The organism is Longispora albida DSM 44784 (genome assembly GCF_000379825.1).
Taxonomy (GTDB): Bacteria; Actinomycetota; Actinomycetes; order Mycobacteriales; family Micromonosporaceae; genus Longispora; species Longispora albida.
Map to the genome: position 1 here is coordinate 172,405 of NZ_KB903837.1, position 19,227 is coordinate 191,631.

Genomic DNA, 19,227 nt, shown 5'->3' on the forward strand with positions numbered 1-19,227 from the left:
AGTCACAACCTGCCTGCCTCGATGATGCGCTGGAGGAACTGCCGGGTTCTGGGTTCGGCGGGCTCGCCGAGGACCTGGGACGGCGGGCCGGACTCCAGTACCCGGCCGGCGTGCAGGAAGCACACGCGGTCGGAGACCTGGCGGGCGAAGCCCATCTCGTGGGTGGCGATCACCATCGTCATGCCCTCGCCCTTGAGGTCGCGGATCATGGTGAGGACCTCGCCGACGAGTTCCGGGTCGAGTGCCGAGGTGACCTCGTCGAGCAGGAGCAGTCGCGGCTGGTTGACCAGGGCGCGGACGATGGCCACCCGCTGCTGCTGGCCGCCGGACAGCCGGTCGGGATACTCGCGGGCCTTCGCTTCGAGCCCGACGCGGGCAAGGAGTTCGAGAGCCCGCGCGGCGGCTTCCTTCGCCGGTGTCCGGTGGACGCGGACCGGGGCCAGGGTGATGTTGTCCAGCACCGTCATGTGCGGGAACAGATTGAACGACTGGAAGACGATGCCGATCCGCTGCCGGACCAGGTCCGGGTTCACGCGGGGGCCGGTGATGTGCTCGCCGTCCAGCCACACCGAGCCGTCGTCGATGTCCTCCAGGAGGTTCACGCAGCGCAGCAGGGTGGACTTGCCGGAGCCCGACGCGCCGATCAGGGTCACGACCTCGTGCTCGGCCACGTCGAGGCTGAGGTCGTCGAGGACGAGGTTCGGGCCGAAGGTCTTGCGCAGCTCCCGGCAGGAAAGAACAACACTCATGTCGTACTCCCCGCCGACTGCCTGCGGGCTGCGCGCAGCGTCACCCAGTCCGTTATCGCGATCACCGGCACCGCGAGCAGCACGAACAGCACGCCCGCCACGATGTACGGCGTGTAGTTGTACGTCTGGGCCACCTCGATCTGGGCCGCCCGCACCGCGTCGATCACGCCGCCGATCGACACGAGCCCGACGTCCTTCTGCATCGACACCATGTCGTTGAGCAGCGGCGGGGCCACGCGCCGGACGGCCTGCGGGAGGACGACGTGCCGCATCGCCTGCCAGTACGTCAGGCCGAGCGACCGGGCGGCCGCGCGCTGGCTCGGGTGCACCGACTCGATGCCAGCCCGGAACACCTCGGCGAGGAAGGCCCCGTACGTGAGGACGATCGCCGCCCCGCCGAGCACGAGCACGGAGGGCGTCCCGCTGAGCCGGAGCCCCGGTACGCCGAAGCACAGCACGTACAGCAGGATGATCAGCGGCACACCCCGGAAGCCGTAGGTGTAGGCGTTCGCCAGCATCCGTACCGGGAAGAAAAGCGCGCCACGCAGGGTCTTGAGCAGGGCGATCAGCAGGCCGAGCACCAGCGCCCCCGCCGCGCAGAACACCAGGAGCCGCAGGTTGAGCAGCAGTCCGTCCAGAATGGACGGCAGCGAGGACCGCGCGGCTGCCGCGCTGAAGAACGTCTCCTTGACCCGCTGCCAGCCCGGCGCGCCCGTGATCGCCACGACGAGCAGCGTGCCGAGCACCAGAGTGGACAGTGCCGCCACGAACGCCGACCGGATCGCCCGGGACCTCCGATACGCGACCCGCTCCAGCTGGTACTTGCTCGGGGTGTGCGTCACGTGAGCTCGCGCGCGCCCGACGTGCCGGCCAGCCACTGCTTCGCCAGCTCGCCGAGCTTGCCGCTGCTGCGGAGCTGGTCGACGGCCGTCGACACGCACGACGTGAGCTTCGAGCCCTTGTCCAGCACCAGGCCGAACTGCTCGGCCGCCACGCCGGGCGGCTGGGGGAGCTGGCCGACGATCACCGAGTCCTTGATCTCGGCGGAGGTCATGTAGAACGCTGTCGGCAGGTCCACCACCAGGCCGTCGATCGAGCCGTTGGCCAGTGCGGCCTTCGCGTCGTCGTTGTTGTTGTAGACGGCGGGCTTCTCGTCCGGCTTCACGACGTCCGTGATGGCCTTGTAGCTCGTGGTCCCGACCTGGGCGCCGAGCTTCGCGCCCTTGAGCCCTGCCACCGACGTGACGCCCGCGATCTTCGAGCCCCTGAGCGCGATCACGGTCTGCCGCACGTCGTAGTAGCCGGAGGAGAAGTCCACGGCCTTCTTCCGGTCCTCGGTGATCGAGAACTCGTTGATGTCGAAGTCGTAGGTCTTCGGCCCGGGCGCGATCGCGTTGTTGAAGGTCACCCGGGTCCAGACCACGTTCTCTTTCGTGTACCCGAGCTTCTCCGCCACCGCGTACGCCACGGCCGACTCGAAGCCCTGCCCGTTCTCCGGCTTGTTGTCGACGAACCACGGCCCGTACACCGGGTTGTCCGTGCCGACCGTGAGCTTGCCCTTGCTCAGGGTCGGCAGCTTGTCGGCCGAGCACGCGAACGAGTCAGGCTTGCCGGTCTCCTCGGCGGAACAGCCGGTGACGGTGAGGGCGGCGGCGAACAGGACAGCGGCGGCGAACCGGGCACGAGACATGCCGCCATCCTAGACACGATCAGCCCTCGACGAGGCCGTGCTCCACGCAGGCCGAGGACCAGCCGGCCGGGAGTACCTGCACCTTGAGCCGCCTCCGGCACTGCGGGCAGTACCGGGGCGGCTCCATCGTCCGCGCCGCCCGGCACGCCTCGTGGCTGCCTGCCGTCAGCAGTTCACCACAGTGGTCACAGTGAGTCATCGCTCAGATCGTCTCGTTCAGCGCCTTGATCGGCATGTTGAGGTCGACCAGCAGGTTCAGGTCCTCGTTGGCCGGGCGGCCGAGCGTCGTCAGGTAGTTGCCGACGATCACGGCGTTGATCCCGCCGAGCAGGCCCTCGCGGGTACCGAGGTCGCCCAGCGTCAGCTCACGCCCGCCCGCGTACCGCAGGATCGTCTTCGGCAGCGCCAGCCGGAACGCGGCGATGGCCCGCAGCGCGTCCTTGGTGTCGACCAGCGGCAGGTCGCCCATCGGTGTACCCGGCCGGGGGTTGATGAAGTTCAGCGGGACCTCGTGCGGCTGGAGCTGCGCGAGCTGGGCCGCGAACTCCGCGCGCTGCTCCAGGCTCTCGCCGAGGCCGAGGATGCCGCCGCAGCAGACCTCCATGCCGGACTCGCGGACCATGCGCAGCGTCTCCCAGCGCTCTTCCCAGCTGTGCGTGGTGACCACGTTCGGGAAGAAGGACCTGCAGGTCTCCAGGTTGTGGTTGTAGCGGTGCACGCCCATGTCGACCAGGTCGTCGACCTGCTCCTGGGTGAGCATGCCCAGCGAGGCGGCGACCTGGATGTCCACGGCCTCCTTGATCGCCTTCACGCCCTCGCGCATCTGCTTCATGAGCTTGGCGTCGGGACCGCGCACCGCCGCGACGATGCAGAACTCGGTCGCGCCGGTCGCCGCCGTCTGCTGGGCGGCCTTGACCAGCTCGGGGATGTCGAGCCACACGCTGCGTACCGGCGACTGGAACAGGCCGGACTGCGAGCAGAAGTGGCAGTCCTCGGGGCAGCCGCCGGTCTTCAGCGAGACGATGCCCTCGACCTCGACCTCGGGGCCGCACCAGGCCATCCGTACCTCGTGCGCGAGCTGGAGCGCCTCGGAGAGCTGGTCGTCGGGCAGCTCCAGGACCTCCAGGATCCCGGCCTCGTCGAGGCCGACGCCGGTGGGCAGTACTTCGCGGCGGGCGCGCGCCAGGATGTCAGACATGGCGCTACCCTACAAGCGTTCCTGTGGGCAACCAACAAGTGGGGGGCATGATGTCGACCTGGCTCGACCGGGACGCGGCGGCCGTCTGGCACCCGTTCACCCAGCACAGCGCGTGGCTGGAGGACGAACCGACCGTAGTGGACCGGGCGGAGGGTCCGTGGCTCTTCGACACCGAGGGGAACAAGTACCTCGACGGGGTGTCCTCGCTGTGGGTGACGACCTTCGGGCACCGTAACCCGGAGATCGACGCCGCGATCGTCGCGCAGCTCGGCAAGCTCGACCACTCGACCTTCCTCGGCGCCACGCACACGCCGGGCATCGAGCTGGCCGAGATGCTGCTGGAGATCACGCCGGGCCTGGACAAGGTGTTCTACGCCGGCGACGGTTCCAGCGCCGTCGAGGCCGGCCTGAAGATCGCCTACCAGTACTCGGTGCAGACCGGCCAGCCCCGGCCGCTGTTCGTGCACCTGTCCGAGGCGTACCACGGCGACACGCTCGGCGCGGTCAGCGTCGGCGGCATGAAGCTCTTCCACGCCACGTACCGGCCGCTGCTGCTGAACACCGCCACGATCGGCTCGCCCGGCCTGCGCGCCGAGGGCCAGACGCCCGAGGACCGGGCCGCCGAGGTCATCGCCGAGCTCGAAGCCGTCATGGCCGAGCGAGGCTCCGAGGTGTGCGCGATCGTGCTGGAGCCGATGGTGCAGGCCGCCGCCGGCATGCTCACGTACCACGAGTCCTTCCTGGCCGCGGCCCGCCGGCTCGCCGACCAGTACGGCGCGCTGCTGATGGTGGACGAGGTCGCTACCGGCATCGCCCGGACCGGCCCGATGTGGGCGCACAGCCACGCCGGGATCACGCCGGACCTGCTGACCTGCGGTAAGGGCATCACCGCCGGGTACCTGCCGCTGTCGGCGGTGCTCGCCACGAACAAGGTGTACGACGCTTTCGTCGGCGCTCCGGACAAGACGTTCTTCCACGGTCACACCTACACCGCGAACCCGCTGGCCTGCGCCGCAGCCATCGCGAACCTGAGGCTGGCCAAGCAGTACGACCTGCCGGCGATGGCGACGGCCCTCGGCGACCACATGGGCAGGCTCCTCAAGCCGCTGGGCGACAGCCCGGCCGTCAAGGAGATCCGCCGGATCGGCACCATGACCGGCGTCGAGGTCCAGTCCGCAGGCCACCGGACGGGCTTCGAGGTCTGCCGGGCAGCCCGCCGCCGTGGCGTGTGGCTGCGCCCGCTCGGCGACACGGTCGTCATCATGCCCCCGCTGAACCTGGAGCCGGCCGAGACCGAGCTGATGATCGGTGCCCTGGCCGAGGCGGTCGACGAGGTCGTCCGGTGACCCGCACGGACATCCTGTGACCTGGGAACGGCTCGAACGCAAGGCGGCGCTGCGGGCCAAGGCCGGCCTGACCCGGCGCACGGCCCCCCGTGACGGCGACGCGATCGACCTGGCCGGGAACGACTATCTCGGCCTGTCCCGCCATCCCCAGGTGATCACGGCCGCGGCCAAGGCCCTCACGCGGTACGGGCTGGGCGCGACCGGCTCGCGGCTCGTGCGGGGTACGACGGCCGAGCACGAGAAGCTGGAGTCGGAGCTGGCGGAGTGGACCGGCTTCGGCTCGGCCCTCGTCTACTCCTCCGGGTACCTGGCGAATCTCGGCATCCTCAAGGCGCTGTCGAGTAAGCGGACCCGGCTGCTCGCCGACGCGCACGCGCACGCATCGCTGATCGACGGGTGCCGGGCGTCGGGCGCGACGGTGGAGGTGATCGAGCACAACTCGGTACCGTCCACACTGGACGCCGACTGCATCGTCGTCGTCGAGTCGATCTACTCCGTCGACGGCGACCTCGCCCCGCTCGCCGAGCTGCACGCCGCCTGCCGTTCGGCCGGGGCGCTGCTCCTGGTCGACGACGCGCACGGCCTCGGAGTGATCGGCCAGCAGGGCTCCGGGGGAGCGGCCGACGCGGGGATCGCCGGCGAGCCCGACGTGATCGTCACCGCCACGCTGTCCAAGGCGCTCGGCGCGGCCGGCGGCGTCGTACTCGGCCCGGCAGCCCTCCGCGCGCACCTGGTCGACACCGGCCGGACGTTCATCTACGACACGGCACCGCCACCCGCCGTCGTGGCCGGTGCCCGCGCGGCACTGCACCTCGCGCGCGGCTTCGAGCTGGCCCGTGGCGTGCTCCACGAACGGGCGGCCAAAGCTGCCGTCGCCCTCGGCGTACCGGAACCGGCCGGGGGAGTGCTCTCCGTCCCGGCCCCGTCGCCGCAGGCCGCCGTGGACTGGGCGGCAGACTGCCGGATCCAGGGCGTGGCTGTCGGCTGCTTCCGGCCGCCGTCGACGCCGGACGGCACCGCACGGCTGCGGCTGACCATCAACGCAGGCGTACCCAATCATGATTTTGATCGTGCTCTGGAGGTGGTGAGCGAGTGCGCTCCCTCGTGATCGTGACCGGGACGGACACCGGGGTCGGCAAGACCATCGTCACGGCGGCGCTCGCCGCGAAGGCCGCAGCCGCAGGCCGTTCGGTGATCATGGTCAAGCCGGCCCAGACCGGCGGGGATGACGACGCCGGAGTCGTCGCCCGGCTCGCCGGGGTGGAGACGGTGACCCTGGCCAGCTATCCCGACCCGCTCGCCCCGCTCGCCGCGGCCCGGGTCTCCGGCCTGCCGCCGCTGCCGATGCGGGAGGTGGTCAAGGCCGTGGAAGGCCTCAACCACGATCTCGTGCTGATCGAGGGAGCCGGCGGTCTGCTCGTCCAGCTCGGCGAGGACGGCTGGACCATCGCGGACCTGGCCCAGGAGCTGGGCGCCCGCGTGGTCGTGGTCGCACGGGCCGGCCTGGGCACTCTCAACCACACCGCGCTCACCCTCGAAGCCCTCGAACGCCGGGGCCTGGAGGCCGGAGTGATCATCGGGGCCTGGCCCGCCGAGCCGGAGCTGGTCCACCGCACCAACCGCGAGGACCTGCCCCCGCTGATCGGCGCGGTCCCGGAGAACGCTGACGCGCTCACCCCGGAAGAGTTCCGGGCCGGCGCGCAGCACTGGGTCTGACACGCACAAGCCCCCTGGTAGCCACTACGGCATCCAGGGGGCAAAAGGCGACCCCCGGGGCGCTCCGCGCTTCGTGAAGCAGCGGGCCGGCTGGACTAAACCAGCACCCCGGGGGTCAGATGTCTGCTCGTGGTCACAGCACCGCGTCCGGCCTCGACCTTCGAGAAGTCCAAGAGGACTAGCAGCTAACGAGCAGCCACCTCAAAAGTCCGGTTGCTATACAACTCAGGACACCTCCTCTCTCTTGTCGAGGGCAACGTTAAGGGTTTTCCCTACCGGGTGCCAAGTGTTTTTTCTTGTACCCTCGCACCGTGCCCGAACAGCTCGTTCTCACCGAACCCGAGCGGCCAGTCCGGCCACCGGCGACCCGCAGGCGGGTCAGGTCGGTGGAGGTACTCGCCGCGATCCTGCTCGCAGCGCTCGCCCTGCGTGTCGTGATCGGCGAAGTCATGGGCGGCACGCCCGTCCTCCAGAGCTGGACGACCGTCTTCGTGTCGATCGCCGTGCAGGCCGTCCCGTTCGTGGTCCTCGGTACCCTGCTGTCCGCCGCGATCACCGTTTTCGTCCCGCCGTCCTTCTTCGCGAAGGCGCTGCCCCGCCATCCCGTTCTCGCCGTACCGGTGGCCGGAGCGGCCGGTGCCGTCCTCCCCGGCTGCGAGTGCGCCTCCGTACCCGTCGCCGGGGCACTGGTCCGCCGGGGCGTGACCCCGGCTGCCGCGCTGGCCTTCCTGCTCTCCGCGCCCGCGATCAACCCGGTTGTCCTGGTCTCGACCGGGGTGGCCTTCGGCGGCGACCTGAAGATGGTCGGCGCGCGCCTGGCGGCGAGCCTGGTCACGGCGGTGCTGATGGGCTGGCTGTGGCTCCGCCTCGGCAAGGAGGACTGGCTGAGGCTGCCACGTGGGCACGAGCACCACGAGGGCGGCAAGTTCGCGGGGTTCCTGGCCGCGGCCCGGCACGACATGACGCAGGCCGGCGGGTTCCTGGCGATCGGCGCGCTGACAGCGGCCACGCTGAACGTGACCGTGCCGCCGGAGTGGCTGCGTGCCGTCGCCGACAACCCGGTGCTGTCGGTGCTGGCCCTGGCCGGGCTGGCGGTCATCCTGTCGATCTGCTCGGAGGCCGACGCCTTCGTCGCGGCCTCGCTGACCGAGTTCTCCTGGACGGCCAAGCTGGCCTTCCTGGTGGTCGGCCCGATGATCGACATCAAGCTGTTCGCGATGCAGATCGGCTCGTTCGGCCGGCAGTTCGCGTTCCGGTTCGCGCCGGCCACGTTCGTGGTCGCGGTGCTCGTCTCGGTCGCCGTGGGGGCGCTGCTGTGGTGAGGAAAGCGACGCACTCGGTGATCCTGCTGCTGGTCGGCGGGGCACTGCTGAAGATCTCGATCGACGGCACGTACGTCAGGTACGTGAAGGAGGGCATGCTCCCGCTGCTGTACGTGGCTGGCGGGGTCCTGGTCACCGTCGCCGTACTGAGCCTGGTGGCGGTCTACCGTGGCAAGCGGGAGGAGAGCCACGAGCACGAGCACAGTTTCGACGCGGCCTGGCTGCTCCTCCTGCCGCTGCTCGCCGTGCTGCTGGTTGCGCCGCCGGCCCTGGGCGGCTTCTCGGCGGCGCGGAGTGGCAGCGCGCTCGGTACCGCGCCGGAGAAGGCCGAGTTCCCGCCGCTGCCGGCCGGCGACCCGGTGAGGCTGTCCGTGCTGGACTACGCGAGCCGTTCCGTGTTCGACAGCGGTAAGACGCTCGGCGACCGCAGGCTCAAGCTCTCCGGCTTCCTGATGACAGCCCCCGACGGCGGCCTGTACCTGGCCCGGATGCGGATCACCTGCTGCGCGGCCGACGGCAGGCCGGTCAAGGTGGGGCTCACCGGGCAGGTGCCGGGCGGGCTCAAGGCCGACCAGTGGGTCGAGGTCACCGGGAAGTACAGCACCAGGAGCGGCAAGGACCAGATCAACGACGAGACGATCCCGTACTTCCAGGTCGAGACGCTGACGCAGATCGCGGCCCCGAAGAAGCCGTACGAGTCATGACGGATCTCCGGCTGAAGATCGGCGCCGGCGTGGCCGTGGCCGCCACCATCGCCCTGCTCGCCCTCCCAGCACCGGCCACCCCGGAGGTCCGGTCCCCGGCCGGGCCGGTCACCCTCGCGGCGGCGTGGCCGAAGGCCGTCACCGGCCAGATCCCGGCCGTGCAGCCCGACGGCCAGACGTACAACCCCTCGATGCTGTTCGCCAAGGGTTCGGCGGGCATGCTCGCGCCCGACAACAAGGCACCGTCCTTCGTGCTGCGGATCGGGGACACCTTCCGGGAACTCGTGCCTGCCGGTCAACTGTCCTCAGTGGACGCGACGGCGCTCACGGAGGCCGAGATCTTCTGGCTGCGCAGCAACACCGACGACCAGGGCAAGGTGAAGTACGCGATCTGGGCCGCGGCGCTGACCGGCGGAGCCCCGCGCGAGGTCACGGCGGACACCGGCAGCCCGCTGCTGTTCGGCTCCGCCTGGGACTTCCAGGTCGCGAACGGCCGCCTGCACTGGGTCTCCTCCGTACCGGACACCACGACCGTCACCGAGTTCCGCTCTGTCGCGCTGACCGGCGGCCCGGTGACCGCCAAGCGCCTGCCGGGCAGCCTGGCGCTGTCCGAGTGGCCGTGGGCGACGACGGGGCCGGTCGCACCCGGTACGCCGATCGAGGTCGTGAACGTGGAGACGGAGGCACGCCGGACGATCCCGGCGGCGGCGCAGCAGGGGCTCACCTGCGGGCCGGTGTGGTGCCGTGCGATGACGCCAGTACCGGGCGGGACGGCCCTGGAGCTGCGGAAACTCGATGGCTCGGAGCCACGCCGGATCGGCGGGGACGATGCCCAGCCGGTCGGGTTCGCCGTGGCGGCGCTGGAGCGGTTCGAGTTCTACACCACGCCGGGTACCTCCAACGCGACCGGCGTGACCCTGCGCCTGTGGCTGTACGACGTGAAGACGGGCCGGACGGTGCAGGTCGCCGCCGACACGTACAGCATCATGCACCGCGACGGCTATCTGCTCTGGTCCACCGGGGACCACGAGACCCTGGCCTGGCATTTCCTGGATCTGCGCTCGCTGGGCTAATCTCTGCGACCGTGAGTGGATCTGTTTCCTCCCGGCCGGAAGACGGCGCCCCGCTGCGGATCTGGGACGTGGCCCGGCTGTGGGACCTGGCCCGCGACCTGCCGGTCGAGCGGGTGCCGCTGGAGGAGTTCACCGACCTCGACCGGGTCGGCTGGCACGGCACCCCGGAGAACTACGGCCGGCTCACCGTTCGTGAGCTGGTCGAGCACGCTCGCCGGATCGAGCGGGCGAGCTTCGACCACCCGGTGATCCTGTCGGCTGACGGCCACCTGCTGGACGGCTTCCACCGGCTGGCGAAGGCACACCTGCTCGGCATGACACACCTGGACGCGGTCCGTTTCCCCTCCGACCCCGAGCCGGACCGGCTGCGCCCGATGCCTGCCTGGCTCGAAGCGACCCTCTAGGCGTCAGGCGGGGAAGTGCTCCCGCAGGAACTCGCCCAGCACGTGCCGGCAGATCTGCGTGCCCCAGGCGCCCCACGCGAAGTCGAAGATGTGCTCGGCGTACGGGATCGAGACCAGCTTGTGCGGCACTCCAGCCCTGGTGAGGGCCGCGTCCAGCTCCGGTGACTGGTCGTAGGGGACGATGTGGTCGCGCTTGCCGTGCATGAGCAGGGTCGGCGGCAGCCCCGGCCGGACGTAGGTGATCGGTGATCCGGCCCTGTACCGGTCGGGCACCTGGTCCGGCTTGCCGCCGTTGTAGTTCTGCGCCCAGGTCCGTACCTGCGGGAATCCGCTCTCCTCCCACACCTGGGCGTTGTCGACCGGAGGGTAGAAGACCGCGACGGCCCTGACGGAGGTGTCGGTGACGGCGCAGCTGGGCTTGACCCGGTCGTCGGAGTACGCACCCATCAGCGACAGGTTCCCGCCGGCCGAGCCGCCGGCCAGCATCACCCGGGCCGGGTCGACCTTGTACTCGCCAGCGTGTGCCTTGACCCAGCCGACCGCGCACTTCACGTCGCCGGGAGCCTGGTCCCAGCGAGGCGGCGGGGCGAGCCGGTAGTCGATGGCGAAGACGGCGTACCCGCGCTCGTTGAGCCACTTGTGCCACAACGGAGCCTCGCCACGGTCGCCGACGTTCCAGCCGCCGCCGTGTACCCACACGACAGCCGCGCGGGGAGCCGCGGCCTCGCCAGCCGGGAGCTTCACGTCGAGCTTGAGCTGCTGGCCGTCCACTTCGTTGTAGACGACGCTGGCCGGCTCGACCGGCTTGCCGGTGTTGTCCCCGCCGTCGAGGTACGCGCCGAGCGACAGGGACGCGCCGTACCGGTCGGCGGCCCGCCACACGGCGACGACCGGTACGCAGGCCGCGATGGTGGTGATGACGGCGATGGCTCCGGCCACGGCTCCGGTACGCCGCGCGCCGTCCCGGTAGAGGTAGGCGGCCAGGCCGGCCGTCAGGAGCCCTGCGGGGATCAGGTACAGGCCCTGGCTGTTCAGGAGGCTGTTCACCAGGATCAGCGGCCAGGGGATCGCCCGGGACACGATGACGAAGGTGAACAGTGCCAGGACCAGGGCCAGTACCCAGGCAACGACCATCAGCGCGACACGCCCGACCCGTCTCATGCCTCCACGATGACGCACGGCGGGGGGATATGGGTGGTAATGCGCTATCCGCCCACGCCGATGTGGGTCCGGCTGTGCGCGGGGCGCTCGATCTCGTCGAGTACCGCGACCGCGAAGTCGGGATAGGAGACCCGGCTGCCCGCGTCACCGGCCGTGATCGTGTACCGGCCGGTCCGCCCGCCAGCGTGGTCGAAGTCCCCGGCCGGGCTCAGCACGACCCACTCGGCACCGGAGGCGGCGAGCGCAGCGGTACCGGCAGCGTGCCCGAGGTAGAACCCCCGGTACTCCTGGGGATAGCCGGGCGTGTCCATGAGCAGCGTCCCGGTGGCGTCCGCGAGAACGGAAGCCAGGCCGACGCTGACCACCCGCTCCACAGTGGACGAAGCTAGGGCCTTGGCGGCGGCCGGGAAGAACGTACCGGGATCGGCGGCCAGGTCGGCTGCGGCGTTGACGGCGATGTCGTGCCCGGCGGCGGCAGCCGGGTCGGCCACGTCCCCGGCACGGACGGTGACGCCTGCCGCAGCCAGGCCTGCGTGCCTGGCCGGGTCGCGGACCACCGCCGTCACCTGGTGGCCACGGCTCGCCGCCTCCGCGACGATCGCCCGCCCGGCCCGGCCGCCAGCCCCGAACACCACAATCTGCTTCTTCGTGTCAGTCATGACGGGGACGCTATCGGGGGGCCTGGTTACCTTCCGGGTACCAGCTAGCCTGGCAGGGTGCGCGCGCCCCTTGATCCAGACATGTTCGACCCCGTGTGCCCGTCCGACCTGTCGCCGATCCGGTTCGCCGACAAGTGGGGCGGCATGGTGATCCGCTGCCTGGAAGGCGGCCCGCGCCGGTTCTCCGAGCTGCGGGTGCCGTTGCGCGGTATCACGGCCAAGGTGCTGACGCAGTCACTGCGCACACTGGAACGCGACGGGCTGATCAGCCGTACCGAGATGGCCGGCCCGATCCGCCACGTCGAGTACGAGCTGACAGCCCTCGGCCGGAGCATGCTCGCCCCGATGGACGTGGCCTGCGCGTGGACGGCCGAACACTGGGACGAGCTGATCGACGCCCGCGAGGCGGCGGCATCCTGAGAGGAACAGGCACAGTGGACGCAGACCGCGACCCGGAACTCGCCGGAATCCTGGCGAGCAGCGAGCCGTCCGTGGTGACCGAGGACGAGTGGGACTGGCACGGGGCCCCGCTGCCCTTCCGGATCTCCGGCCACCTCGGCGCGTTCCGGCTGCCGGAGCACCTGGTCACCTCGGTGCGGTGCCTGGTGAGCGTCGCCGGGCGGCTGGTGGTGTGTGAGACGCCCCGCGACACGCACATCTGGCCGGGCGGGCGCAGGGAGGGCGGCGAGAGCTTCGGCGAGACCGCGGCCCGTGAGGTGCTGGAGGAGACCGGCTGGAAGATCGACCCGGCTTCACTGGCCCCGGTCGGCTTCCTCCACTTCGAGCACCTCGTGCCCCCGCCGGCCGGCTATCCATACCCCAGCCCCGACTTCCTCCAGCTTGTCCTCGGCGCGGCCGTCGCGGAGCCCGCAGACCAGCCGGAGAACTGGACGGACGACGTGGGCGGCTGGGAACTGCGCAGCTACCTCGCCGACCCGGCCGAGCTGGCGGCCCTGCCACTGGACGACTTCCAGCGCGTGTGCGCGTCGGTGTTCCTGGCTGCCGGTTAGGTCACGGCCGGCAGGTTCTCGCACAGGCGGGCCGGGAACGCGGGTTCCGTGCCGAGGGCGTCCGCGCAGCCAGCGGACTTCCCGGTAGCGAACTCCTTCCAGCCGTTGCTGTCCCAGCGCAGGTACACCCTGCGGGTCCTGCTGGGCACAGAGCACGCAGTCGCGGCACCCTCGGCGGGCGGGCAGTCACCGGCGGCGGGGTTGAGGTCGAAGACCAGCCAGTTCTGCTCGCAGCCGCGCACCGTGCGCACGCCGCGGATGCGTTTGACCGGGACGTCCATCGTGCCAACCACCAGATCGATCCACAGCGGATCGCAGTGGTCGGCCGGCGGCTTGCAGCCGAGCGTGTCATGGCAGCGCCGGAAGGCCCCGGCCTCCTGCGTCCATCGGCTGCCGGGGATGCTGTTGAGAGACAGGGTCCGCGTGCCGACAGGGCGGCTGACCTTCACCGTCACCGGCACCGTGGTCTTCTCTGCGCACACGCGGAGTGTGTCGTAGCTGTAGCCGGGCGAGTAGACGAAGCTGGCGAAGATCGTCTCACCTTCCTCCGTGACGTTCGTGGCCTTGGGATCCCTGGCGCAGCCGGGCTTGCCTGCGGGGAGGCTGAGGTCGACGACGAACGTGTCCTCGGCTGGACCCGGCCTGACTCCGGCGACCTCCGCCATGACCGGCGCCGCGCTCGCTACCCCCGTGTCCGCCGGACCGGCCGCCGGCTGGCCCCCGCAACCAGCCAGCAGCATCGTCCCGGCGGCAAGCACGCTGATGAGTGTGCTGACCTTCCGCATGAGCGGAGTCTAGGTCGCCGCCTCGCCACGCGGCAGCACCCGGGTCATCATCAGGTTGAGGTCATCGTCCACCCGGACCATCGCGCCGGGATCCGCGGTGACGAACCCATAGGCGACTCCGCGCCCGTCGGGCTCGTAGCCGCGCCTGACGTACATGAGCTGTGCCGGCCCGTAGTCGGGGTACAGGCCGACGCCGAGCCCCGCGACGGAGCTCCGGGTCGCGATCAGCGCCTCGGCCTCGTCCATGAGCGCGGTCGCGACATGGCGCCGCCGGAAGTGGGGTAGGACGTTGAGGTCCGAGATCTCAGGAATCCCCGCGTCGCGAAACGGGACATAGCCACTGTTCCACAGCACGGTGACGTAGCCGGCGAACGCGCCTTCCACGGATGCCACGAGGACGGCGCGGGTTCCGGCGGCCTGTGCTTCAAGGTACTGCTCGTAGTGAGTGGCTGTCTTGCCTGGCCAGCCGAGCACCGCGAACGCCTGTGCCATCTCGGGGATGCCGGCCGAGGTCAATGAGTGGATGTCGATGGATTGCATGGCGGCCATGATTGGCCACAGCAAGGGCTGACGCCACTGAATACCTGTGCCGGGGGCTGTGCGAACAACGCTATAGCGCAGGGCGAGCAGCGCTATGGTGAGGCGTATGACGGGCGATGTGGGTGCCAGGGAACGGATTCTGCGCGCGGCGGCCGAGTTGCTTGCGGAGTCTGGGGGCGCGCACGTGTCGACCCGGGCGGTGTGCGCGGCGGCCGGGGTGGGCGCGCCGACGCTGTACCACTACTTCGGCGACCGCGACGGCCTGTTCGAGGCGGTGGTCGAGCACGGCATGGCCGAGTACCTCGCGGCGAAGGGCGCGGCACCGTCCACAGGGGACCCGGTCGGGGATCTCCGGCGTGGCTGGGACTCCCATGTGGGCTTCGGCCTGGCCAACCCGGCGTTCTACGCCCTGATCTACGGCAGCACGCGACCGGGCAGGCGGCCGGGTGCCACCGCCGAGGCGTACAGGATGCTGCTGGACCTGGTCGAGGCAGTCGCGCGAGCCGGGCGGCTGACCGTGCCCGCCGAGACGGCCGCCGCCATGATCCACGCGGCCTCGGCCGGCGTGACCCTGCACCTCATCGCTGGCGGCGGTGAGCAGCTGGATCTGGATATGGCGGCGCGCACCAGGGAGGCGGTGCTGGCCGCCGTGACCACCACGGGGGCTGGCCCGGGTGAGGTCTCCAGCCTCGCCGCGCAGGCGATCGCCCTCGAAGCCGGGCTCGGGAGCGCGGAGGCCGGGCGGCTCACCGCCGCCGAGGCGGCGATGCTCCGCGAGTGGCTGCGCAGGCTCGCGGCGTGACGGGGGATGAGTCGGGGCTCGCGCTGGTCACGGCCTCCTGACGACGGGGCGGCGGGGCACGGGCAGCCCGCCGGCCACAGTGGACACTGCTGGCCCGAGCTTGCCCCGCAGCTCGGTGTACTCCTCGGTGCTCAGCACCAGGAACGCCATAGACAGCACGTCTTCTGCTGACAGCCCAGCTGGCACGGCGAGCAGGATGTCATCCCGGTCGGCGATCCGGACCAGCACGGGCAGCGTCGAGCAGCGCACGACCCGCATCGGCTCCCCCTTAACGGAGATCGGCGCTATTCCCTGTCTACCGTAGGCCCCTAACGGGCTGTTACGTAAGGGTTACTCCGGCAAAATCGGGATCAGGCATGATCCGTGCGCCGCCTGGCATTGTCCAGAAGGGACTCGACCAGGGCCTGCACGTGGCGCCGGTCCTCGGGATCGAGCTGTGTGACCGCCGCGACCAGCACGTCGATCTCCGGATCGGTCACCGGCTCCCGCCACGTCCTCAGGCCTGCCGCGTCGGCCGCCGCGGCCCGGACGATGTCCAGGGAGACCTCCAGCCCCGCCGCCAGCCGCTCCAGCGTGGCCGGATTCGGCGGGCGGGTCAGCTTGCCGGTGGTCGCGATGTGGTGCACCGTCGACCGGGGCAACCCGCCGCGCTGGGCGACGTCTCCGTACGACCAGCGGCGTTCGTCCATCCGGGAGCGGATGAGCTGCTGCAAAGCGTTCAACGGTGCCTCGGGGTGGCCAGGGCGGTCAGCTGATAACAAAGGTTACCCCTGGACAGGCCAGATAGTTATGCGCAGGCGAGATGTTGACTTGGCTCGATATCTGGGCCATGCTGCCGCTGTCCGCTAGTCCAGCGGTCTGTTTCCGCCCGCCGGGTGCCCGGGCGGCGTGAACAGGGGAGTGAAGAATGTCGATGATATCCAGGCTCGCTGACCGGTTGCTGAACCTGGTCGTGCCCGGAGCCCGGGCCGACGCGGCCACCTGCTGGTACGGCCGGTGCCGTGGCGACGAGGGCGTGAAGCAGCTGTGCTGCGTCGACTCGAGTGGCCGGGTGACCTGCTCGCGCTGCCCGGCCGACTGACTGCCCGCGCCGGCTCTCGTGGCTGGCTCCGGGGCCTGCGGAACGTTCCGCAGGCCCCGTTCTCGTTCCTCTGCCGGGCTCGTGTTCTGTGCTCATGGTGCGGATGCTGTTGACTCGGGGATTGGCAGTCATCAACCCTTGCGGGGGCCGGGTGGCGTCGCTACTGTCCAATGAGGTTGGACAGTGCGTCCAATATAATCGGAATGGAGGCGGATATGTCCATCCAGCCCGGATTCGAGCCCACGGCCTACGGCTACCAGCCGGTGCAGCAGCAGTATCCCCTGCCGTACCCGGGGCCGGTCCAGTTCTCCCCGTTCCCGCAGTACTCCTCGCCGTTCCAGCAGGGCCAGCAGTTCCCGCAGGCTCAGCAGTTCGGTCAGTACCCGCAGTTCCCGCAGTTCTCCCAGTACCAGCAGCCGGTGCCGCCGTTCTTCGGGCCGCCGGTCCCGCAGCAGCCGTATGGCGTGTTCCCCTCGCCGTACCCGCAGTTCCAGCAGCAGCCACCGTTCGGCTTCTCGCCGCAGCAGTTCCCGCCCGTGCAGCAGCACCAGTACCAGCCGCAGCAGCAGTTCCAGTCCGGCCTGCCCTTCCAGCCGCCGGCTGGCCAGAGCCCGCAGCAGCGTCCGTTCCTCTACTAGGGAGTGAGCATGGGCGCGTATCCCGTGCCGAGCCTGGCGGAACGGGCAGCCATCGAGGCCGCCCGGCAGCAGGCAGCAGCGCTCCTGCTGCACACCTACCGGTGGCTGGAGGCGGCAGGCCCGATCGCGCCGCAGGTCACGGGTGCCGTACCGCCGTTGATCACCGCGGCGCAGCTCTACTCGGCCCAGCAGTACCAGGCCTGCACCGGCCAGGTGCTCGGCGTCGTCGGTGAACTCCAGCGGCTCCGCTGGGCCTTCCCGACCCTGCCGCCCCTGTAGCCGCGATCTCGTCTGCTGTTTTCCCGCTCCTCGTTTCCCGGCACCCCGGCAGCCGTCCGCGGCCGGGGCCGCCGGGGCGGGGCGCGGTGCCCGCAAGCCTCGCCCCGGCCGGCCAGGCGGCGTTGTCCGGGCCGGCCGGACACCGGAACCAGGACATCCGGAGAGGACGAACGATGAGCCAGACACCCACGCCGGCCAAGGCGCAGCGCAAGGACAGCGCCGCCAGGCCGGCCAGCACGCGGGCCAGGCAGCCCGAGCCGCTCGGGCCGCGCCCCGAGCGGTACCTGATCTCGCCGTACCCGCCCGACGGCCACAGCCGGGCCCTCGAACAGCTCAGCAAGGAACCGGGGCTGACCATCGTCCGGACGATCAGCCCGGCTTCCGGCAGCGGGTACCCGCAGATCGCGGTCGCCGAGCTGACCGCCGACCGGGCGGCGGTGCTCGCCGTGAACGGCAAGTACCACGTCGAGCCCGACCAGTCACTGACCACCGGCGTGCCCAGCCTGGCCTTCCCCGACCCGGGTACCGGCCCGGCCGGCGAGGAAACCACGGTCACCTTCGCGGTCAGCGATCCGGAGGGCCTGCCGGTACCCGGCGTGGCCGTCCACCTGCTCGGCGGCCCCGGTACCGGCATCACCGACGCCGACGGCCGCGTGGCGATCACCGGGCCGGCCGCGGCGATGGCAAGAATCCACGGGGTGTACGTCCGGCCGAAAGCCGACCTGTGGAGCGCCTGGCTGAGCAGGCCGGAGCTGTCCGGCTCGGCGGCCAACCCGGTCGTCTGCCAGCGGATCGACCCCGCGGTCGCCTGGCACTCCAGCGCCATGGGCTTCGACCGGCTGCCCGGCTCGTACCGGGGCCGTGGCGTGCGGATCGCCCTGCTCGAATCGGGTGCCGCCACCGCGCACCCCGACCTGGCCGGCCGGATCGAGGCCGGGCGGGACGTGACGGGGCAGGACGACAAGTCGTGGCAGGAGGACGTGCTGGGCTCCGGTACGCACGCCGCTGCCCTGGTCGGCAGCCTCGCGGCGGAGGCGGAGCTGCACGCGTACAAGATCCTGCCCGGCGGGCGGCTCAGTGACCTGATCGAGGCGGCCGACGCCGCGATCGCGGCCGGCGCCGACATCCTCCACATCGGAGCGGGAACGACCGGCTACTCCGCGCTCACCGCCCACAAGCTGGCCGAGGCCCACGCGGAGGGCATCGTCCTGATCGCCGCCGCCGGTGACACGGCCGGGCCGCCGCTGTTCCCGGCCGCGCTGCCCGGGGTGATCGGTGTGTCAGCGGCGGGCCGGCTGGGTACCTACCCACCGGATAGCTACCACGCCACCCAGCTTGGTAGTCTGCCCACAGTGGACGGTTACTTCAGTCCCCGGTTCGCTGGCCAGGCCGGCGTGGCCGCTCCAGGTGTCGCGGTCGTCTCCGCTGCTCCGGGCGGGGTCGCGGCCCTGGACGGCACGGGGGTCGCCGCCTCGATCATCACCGCGCTGACCGGGCTGCTGCTCGCGCACAGCCCCCACATGCAAGGCCTGGCAGGCCCGGCCCGAGCCGAGCGCGCCAGGCAGCTCCTGCACGCCAGCCGCCGTACCCTCGGCATCCCCGACGCGGTCACCGCGCTGGGGCTGACACCGCCGCAGGCCAGCCTGACGGCCCAGTACGCCGCACTGCGGCCACCGACTCCGGTCCCGGTGGCGACGGTCGCGGTACTCCGCTCGGCGTTGCGTGCCGCCGGGCTGGTGACCGGGCATCCCGCAACTGAGGGGTAGTGGGAAGCCTGGTGAACAGGGCGGGCGGGAACCATAACTCCGGAGGTTCCCGCCCGCCCGCTTCATGCCCGGCAGTTGTGCTCCGGGCTGTGCTGCTGGCATAGTCGCAGCGTTCAAGGCGATGGCGAGCGAGGAAGCCGGTGTGAGTCCGGCACGGTCCCGCCACTGTGACCGGGGAGCCGAGTCCCGAGTGAGGCCAGGGAACCGTGAGGTTCGCCGAAGGCCGGGGCAAGGTGATGATCCGGGAGTCAGGAGACTCACGTCATCGTCACCTCGCGCACCCGGGGCGGATCTCCCCGAGAGA

25 protein-coding genes and 1 riboswitch are annotated in these 19,227 nt (G+C 70.8%); of the genes, 14 read left to right on the plus strand and 11 right to left on the minus strand.

Translation table 11 applies throughout. From position 1 onward, the window contains the following. Positions 1 to 2: 2 nt before the first annotated feature. The 5 genes from A3G1_RS0128985 to bioB are packed head-to-tail and all read right to left on the minus strand — an operon-like array spanning position 3 to position 3,637. Positions 3 to 749: an amino acid ABC transporter ATP-binding protein gene (locus A3G1_RS0128985; RefSeq protein WP_018353012.1), complete on the minus strand. Its 747-nt coding sequence runs from the start codon at positions 747 to 749 to the stop codon at positions 3 to 5. Continuing rightward, the gene (locus tag A3G1_RS0128990; RefSeq protein WP_026212643.1) at positions 746 to 1,591 is read right to left on the minus strand and encodes an amino acid ABC transporter permease; all 846 of its coding nucleotides are present in this window, start codon (positions 1,589 to 1,591) and stop codon (positions 746 to 748) included. Before A3G1_RS0128990 ends, A3G1_RS0128985 begins: the two co-directional genes overlap by 4 nt. Next, positions 1,588 to 2,439, minus strand: a complete 852-nt coding sequence (locus A3G1_RS0128995; protein ID WP_018353014.1) for an ABC transporter substrate-binding protein — start codon at positions 2,437 to 2,439, stop codon at positions 1,588 to 1,590. Before A3G1_RS0128995 ends, A3G1_RS0128990 begins: the two co-directional genes overlap by 4 nt. Before the next feature lie 19 nt (positions 2,440 to 2,458). Then, entirely contained in the window at positions 2,459 to 2,638 is a 180-nt protein-coding gene (bsaP, locus tag A3G1_RS0129000; protein WP_018353015.1) for a biotin synthase auxiliary protein BsaP, read from the minus strand. A 3-nt stretch (positions 2,639 to 2,641) separates the two neighbouring features. After that, on the minus strand, positions 2,642 to 3,637 hold the full coding sequence (gene bioB, locus A3G1_RS0129005; RefSeq protein WP_018353016.1) for a biotin synthase BioB: 996 nt from the start codon (positions 3,635 to 3,637) through the stop codon (positions 2,642 to 2,644). A gap of 47 nt (positions 3,638 to 3,684) precedes the next feature. On the opposite strand from bioB, the gene bioA reads away from it, so the two are divergent. The 7 genes from bioA (at position 3,685) to A3G1_RS37365 (ending at position 10,202) form a co-directional block, all read left to right on the plus strand. Beyond that, complete coding sequence (gene bioA, locus A3G1_RS0129010; RefSeq protein WP_018353017.1) at positions 3,685 to 4,983, plus strand: adenosylmethionine--8-amino-7-oxononanoate transaminase; 1,299 nt, start codon at positions 3,685 to 3,687, stop codon at positions 4,981 to 4,983. A 16-nt stretch (positions 4,984 to 4,999) separates the two neighbouring features. Then, positions 5,000 to 6,091, plus strand: a complete 1,092-nt coding sequence (locus A3G1_RS0129015) for an 8-amino-7-oxononanoate synthase (RefSeq protein WP_018353018.1) — start codon at positions 5,000 to 5,002, stop codon at positions 6,089 to 6,091. Then, positions 6,076 to 6,699: a dethiobiotin synthase gene (gene bioD, locus A3G1_RS0129020; protein ID WP_018353019.1), complete on the plus strand. Its 624-nt coding sequence runs from the start codon at positions 6,076 to 6,078 to the stop codon at positions 6,697 to 6,699. Before A3G1_RS0129015 ends, bioD begins: the two co-directional genes overlap by 16 nt. A 311-nt stretch (positions 6,700 to 7,010) precedes the next feature. Further along, the gene (locus A3G1_RS0129025) at positions 7,011 to 8,021 is read left to right on the plus strand and encodes a permease (RefSeq protein ID WP_018353020.1); all 1,011 of its coding nucleotides are present in this window, start codon (positions 7,011 to 7,013) and stop codon (positions 8,019 to 8,021) included. Beyond that, on the plus strand, positions 8,018 to 8,725 hold the full coding sequence (locus tag A3G1_RS0129030; RefSeq protein ID WP_040480203.1) for a TIGR03943 family putative permease subunit: 708 nt from the start codon (positions 8,018 to 8,020) through the stop codon (positions 8,723 to 8,725). The genes A3G1_RS0129025 and A3G1_RS0129030 overlap by 4 nt, the downstream gene beginning before the upstream one ends. Beyond that, the gene (locus tag A3G1_RS0129035; RefSeq protein WP_018353022.1) at positions 8,722 to 9,798 is read left to right on the plus strand and encodes a hypothetical protein; all 1,077 of its coding nucleotides are present in this window, start codon (positions 8,722 to 8,724) and stop codon (positions 9,796 to 9,798) included. The genes A3G1_RS0129030 and A3G1_RS0129035 overlap by 4 nt, the downstream gene beginning before the upstream one ends. 11 nt (positions 9,799 to 9,809) lie before the next feature. Next, entirely contained in the window at positions 9,810 to 10,202 is a 393-nt protein-coding gene (locus tag A3G1_RS37365) for a ParB N-terminal domain-containing protein (RefSeq protein ID WP_157641476.1), read from the plus strand. 3 nt (positions 10,203 to 10,205) lie between these two features. Here the strand turns inward: A3G1_RS37365 and A3G1_RS0129045 are convergent, their stop codons facing one another. Together A3G1_RS0129045 and A3G1_RS0129050 are read right to left on the minus strand one after the other, a co-directional pair. After that, the gene (locus A3G1_RS0129045; RefSeq protein ID WP_211216400.1) at positions 10,206 to 11,363 is read right to left on the minus strand and encodes an alpha/beta hydrolase; all 1,158 of its coding nucleotides are present in this window, start codon (positions 11,361 to 11,363) and stop codon (positions 10,206 to 10,208) included. 44 nt (positions 11,364 to 11,407) lie between these two features. Then, entirely contained in the window at positions 11,408 to 12,022 is a 615-nt protein-coding gene (locus tag A3G1_RS0129050; protein WP_018353025.1) for an NAD(P)-dependent oxidoreductase, read from the minus strand. Between the two features lie 57 nt (positions 12,023 to 12,079). On the opposite strand from A3G1_RS0129050, the gene A3G1_RS0129055 reads away from it, so the two are divergent. Both A3G1_RS0129055 and A3G1_RS0129060 read left to right on the plus strand, forming a co-directional pair. Then, the gene (locus tag A3G1_RS0129055) at positions 12,080 to 12,442 is read left to right on the plus strand and encodes a winged helix-turn-helix transcriptional regulator (protein ID WP_026212644.1); all 363 of its coding nucleotides are present in this window, start codon (positions 12,080 to 12,082) and stop codon (positions 12,440 to 12,442) included. A 14-nt stretch (positions 12,443 to 12,456) separates the two neighbouring features. Further along, positions 12,457 to 13,032, plus strand: coding sequence for an NUDIX domain-containing protein (locus A3G1_RS0129060; protein ID WP_018353027.1), 576 nt, complete (start codon positions 12,457 to 12,459; stop codon positions 13,030 to 13,032). On the opposite strand, the gene A3G1_RS37370 is transcribed toward A3G1_RS0129060, so the two are convergent. Together A3G1_RS37370 and A3G1_RS0129070 are read right to left on the minus strand one after the other, a co-directional pair. Beyond that, complete coding sequence (locus tag A3G1_RS37370) at positions 13,029 to 13,817, minus strand: hypothetical protein (protein ID WP_018353028.1); 789 nt, start codon at positions 13,815 to 13,817, stop codon at positions 13,029 to 13,031. The two genes, A3G1_RS0129060 and A3G1_RS37370, sit on opposite strands and share 4 nt — an antisense overlap. A gap of 9 nt (positions 13,818 to 13,826) precedes the next feature. Continuing rightward, positions 13,827 to 14,357, minus strand: coding sequence for a GNAT family N-acetyltransferase (locus A3G1_RS0129070; protein ID WP_040480210.1), 531 nt, complete (start codon positions 14,355 to 14,357; stop codon positions 13,827 to 13,829). Positions 14,358 to 14,463: 106 nt separating this feature from the next. Here A3G1_RS0129070 and A3G1_RS0129075 point away from each other — a divergent pair, with 106 nt between their 5' ends. Next, positions 14,464 to 15,159, plus strand: a complete 696-nt coding sequence (locus A3G1_RS0129075; protein WP_085985748.1) for a TetR/AcrR family transcriptional regulator — start codon at positions 14,464 to 14,466, stop codon at positions 15,157 to 15,159. 27 nt (positions 15,160 to 15,186) lie between these two features. On the opposite strand, the gene A3G1_RS0129080 is transcribed toward A3G1_RS0129075, so the two are convergent. Further along, positions 15,187 to 15,417, minus strand: coding sequence for a hypothetical protein (locus tag A3G1_RS0129080; protein WP_018353031.1), 231 nt, complete (start codon positions 15,415 to 15,417; stop codon positions 15,187 to 15,189). A 92-nt stretch (positions 15,418 to 15,509) separates the two neighbouring features. Next, on the minus strand, positions 15,510 to 15,872 hold the full coding sequence (locus tag A3G1_RS0129085) for a helix-turn-helix domain-containing protein (protein ID WP_018353032.1): 363 nt from the start codon (positions 15,870 to 15,872) through the stop codon (positions 15,510 to 15,512). A gap of 194 nt (positions 15,873 to 16,066) precedes the next feature. Between A3G1_RS0129085 and A3G1_RS40940 the strand changes: the two genes are divergently transcribed. The 4 genes from A3G1_RS40940 to A3G1_RS39160 all read left to right on the plus strand — a co-directional run bounded on the left by A3G1_RS40940 (position 16,067) and on the right by A3G1_RS39160 (position 18,923). Then, positions 16,067 to 16,240, plus strand: coding sequence for a hypothetical protein (locus tag A3G1_RS40940; RefSeq protein WP_157641477.1), 174 nt, complete (start codon positions 16,067 to 16,069; stop codon positions 16,238 to 16,240). A 215-nt stretch (positions 16,241 to 16,455) separates the two neighbouring features. After that, positions 16,456 to 16,878 (plus strand): hypothetical protein, encoded by a 423-nt coding sequence (locus A3G1_RS0129095; protein WP_018353034.1) that lies wholly within the window; start codon positions 16,456 to 16,458, stop codon positions 16,876 to 16,878. Between the two features lie 9 nt (positions 16,879 to 16,887). Beyond that, a complete protein-coding gene (locus A3G1_RS0129100; protein ID WP_018353035.1) occupies positions 16,888 to 17,157 on the plus strand; it encodes a hypothetical protein in 270 nt (89 codons plus the stop codon). A 173-nt stretch (positions 17,158 to 17,330) separates the two neighbouring features. Continuing rightward, positions 17,331 to 18,923, plus strand: coding sequence for a S8 family serine peptidase (locus A3G1_RS39160; protein WP_018353036.1), 1,593 nt, complete (start codon positions 17,331 to 17,333; stop codon positions 18,921 to 18,923). An 86-nt stretch (positions 18,924 to 19,009) separates the two neighbouring features. Next, a riboswitch (cobalamin riboswitch) is annotated at positions 19,010 to 19,197 on the plus strand. Positions 19,198 to 19,227 lie beyond the last annotated feature (30 nt).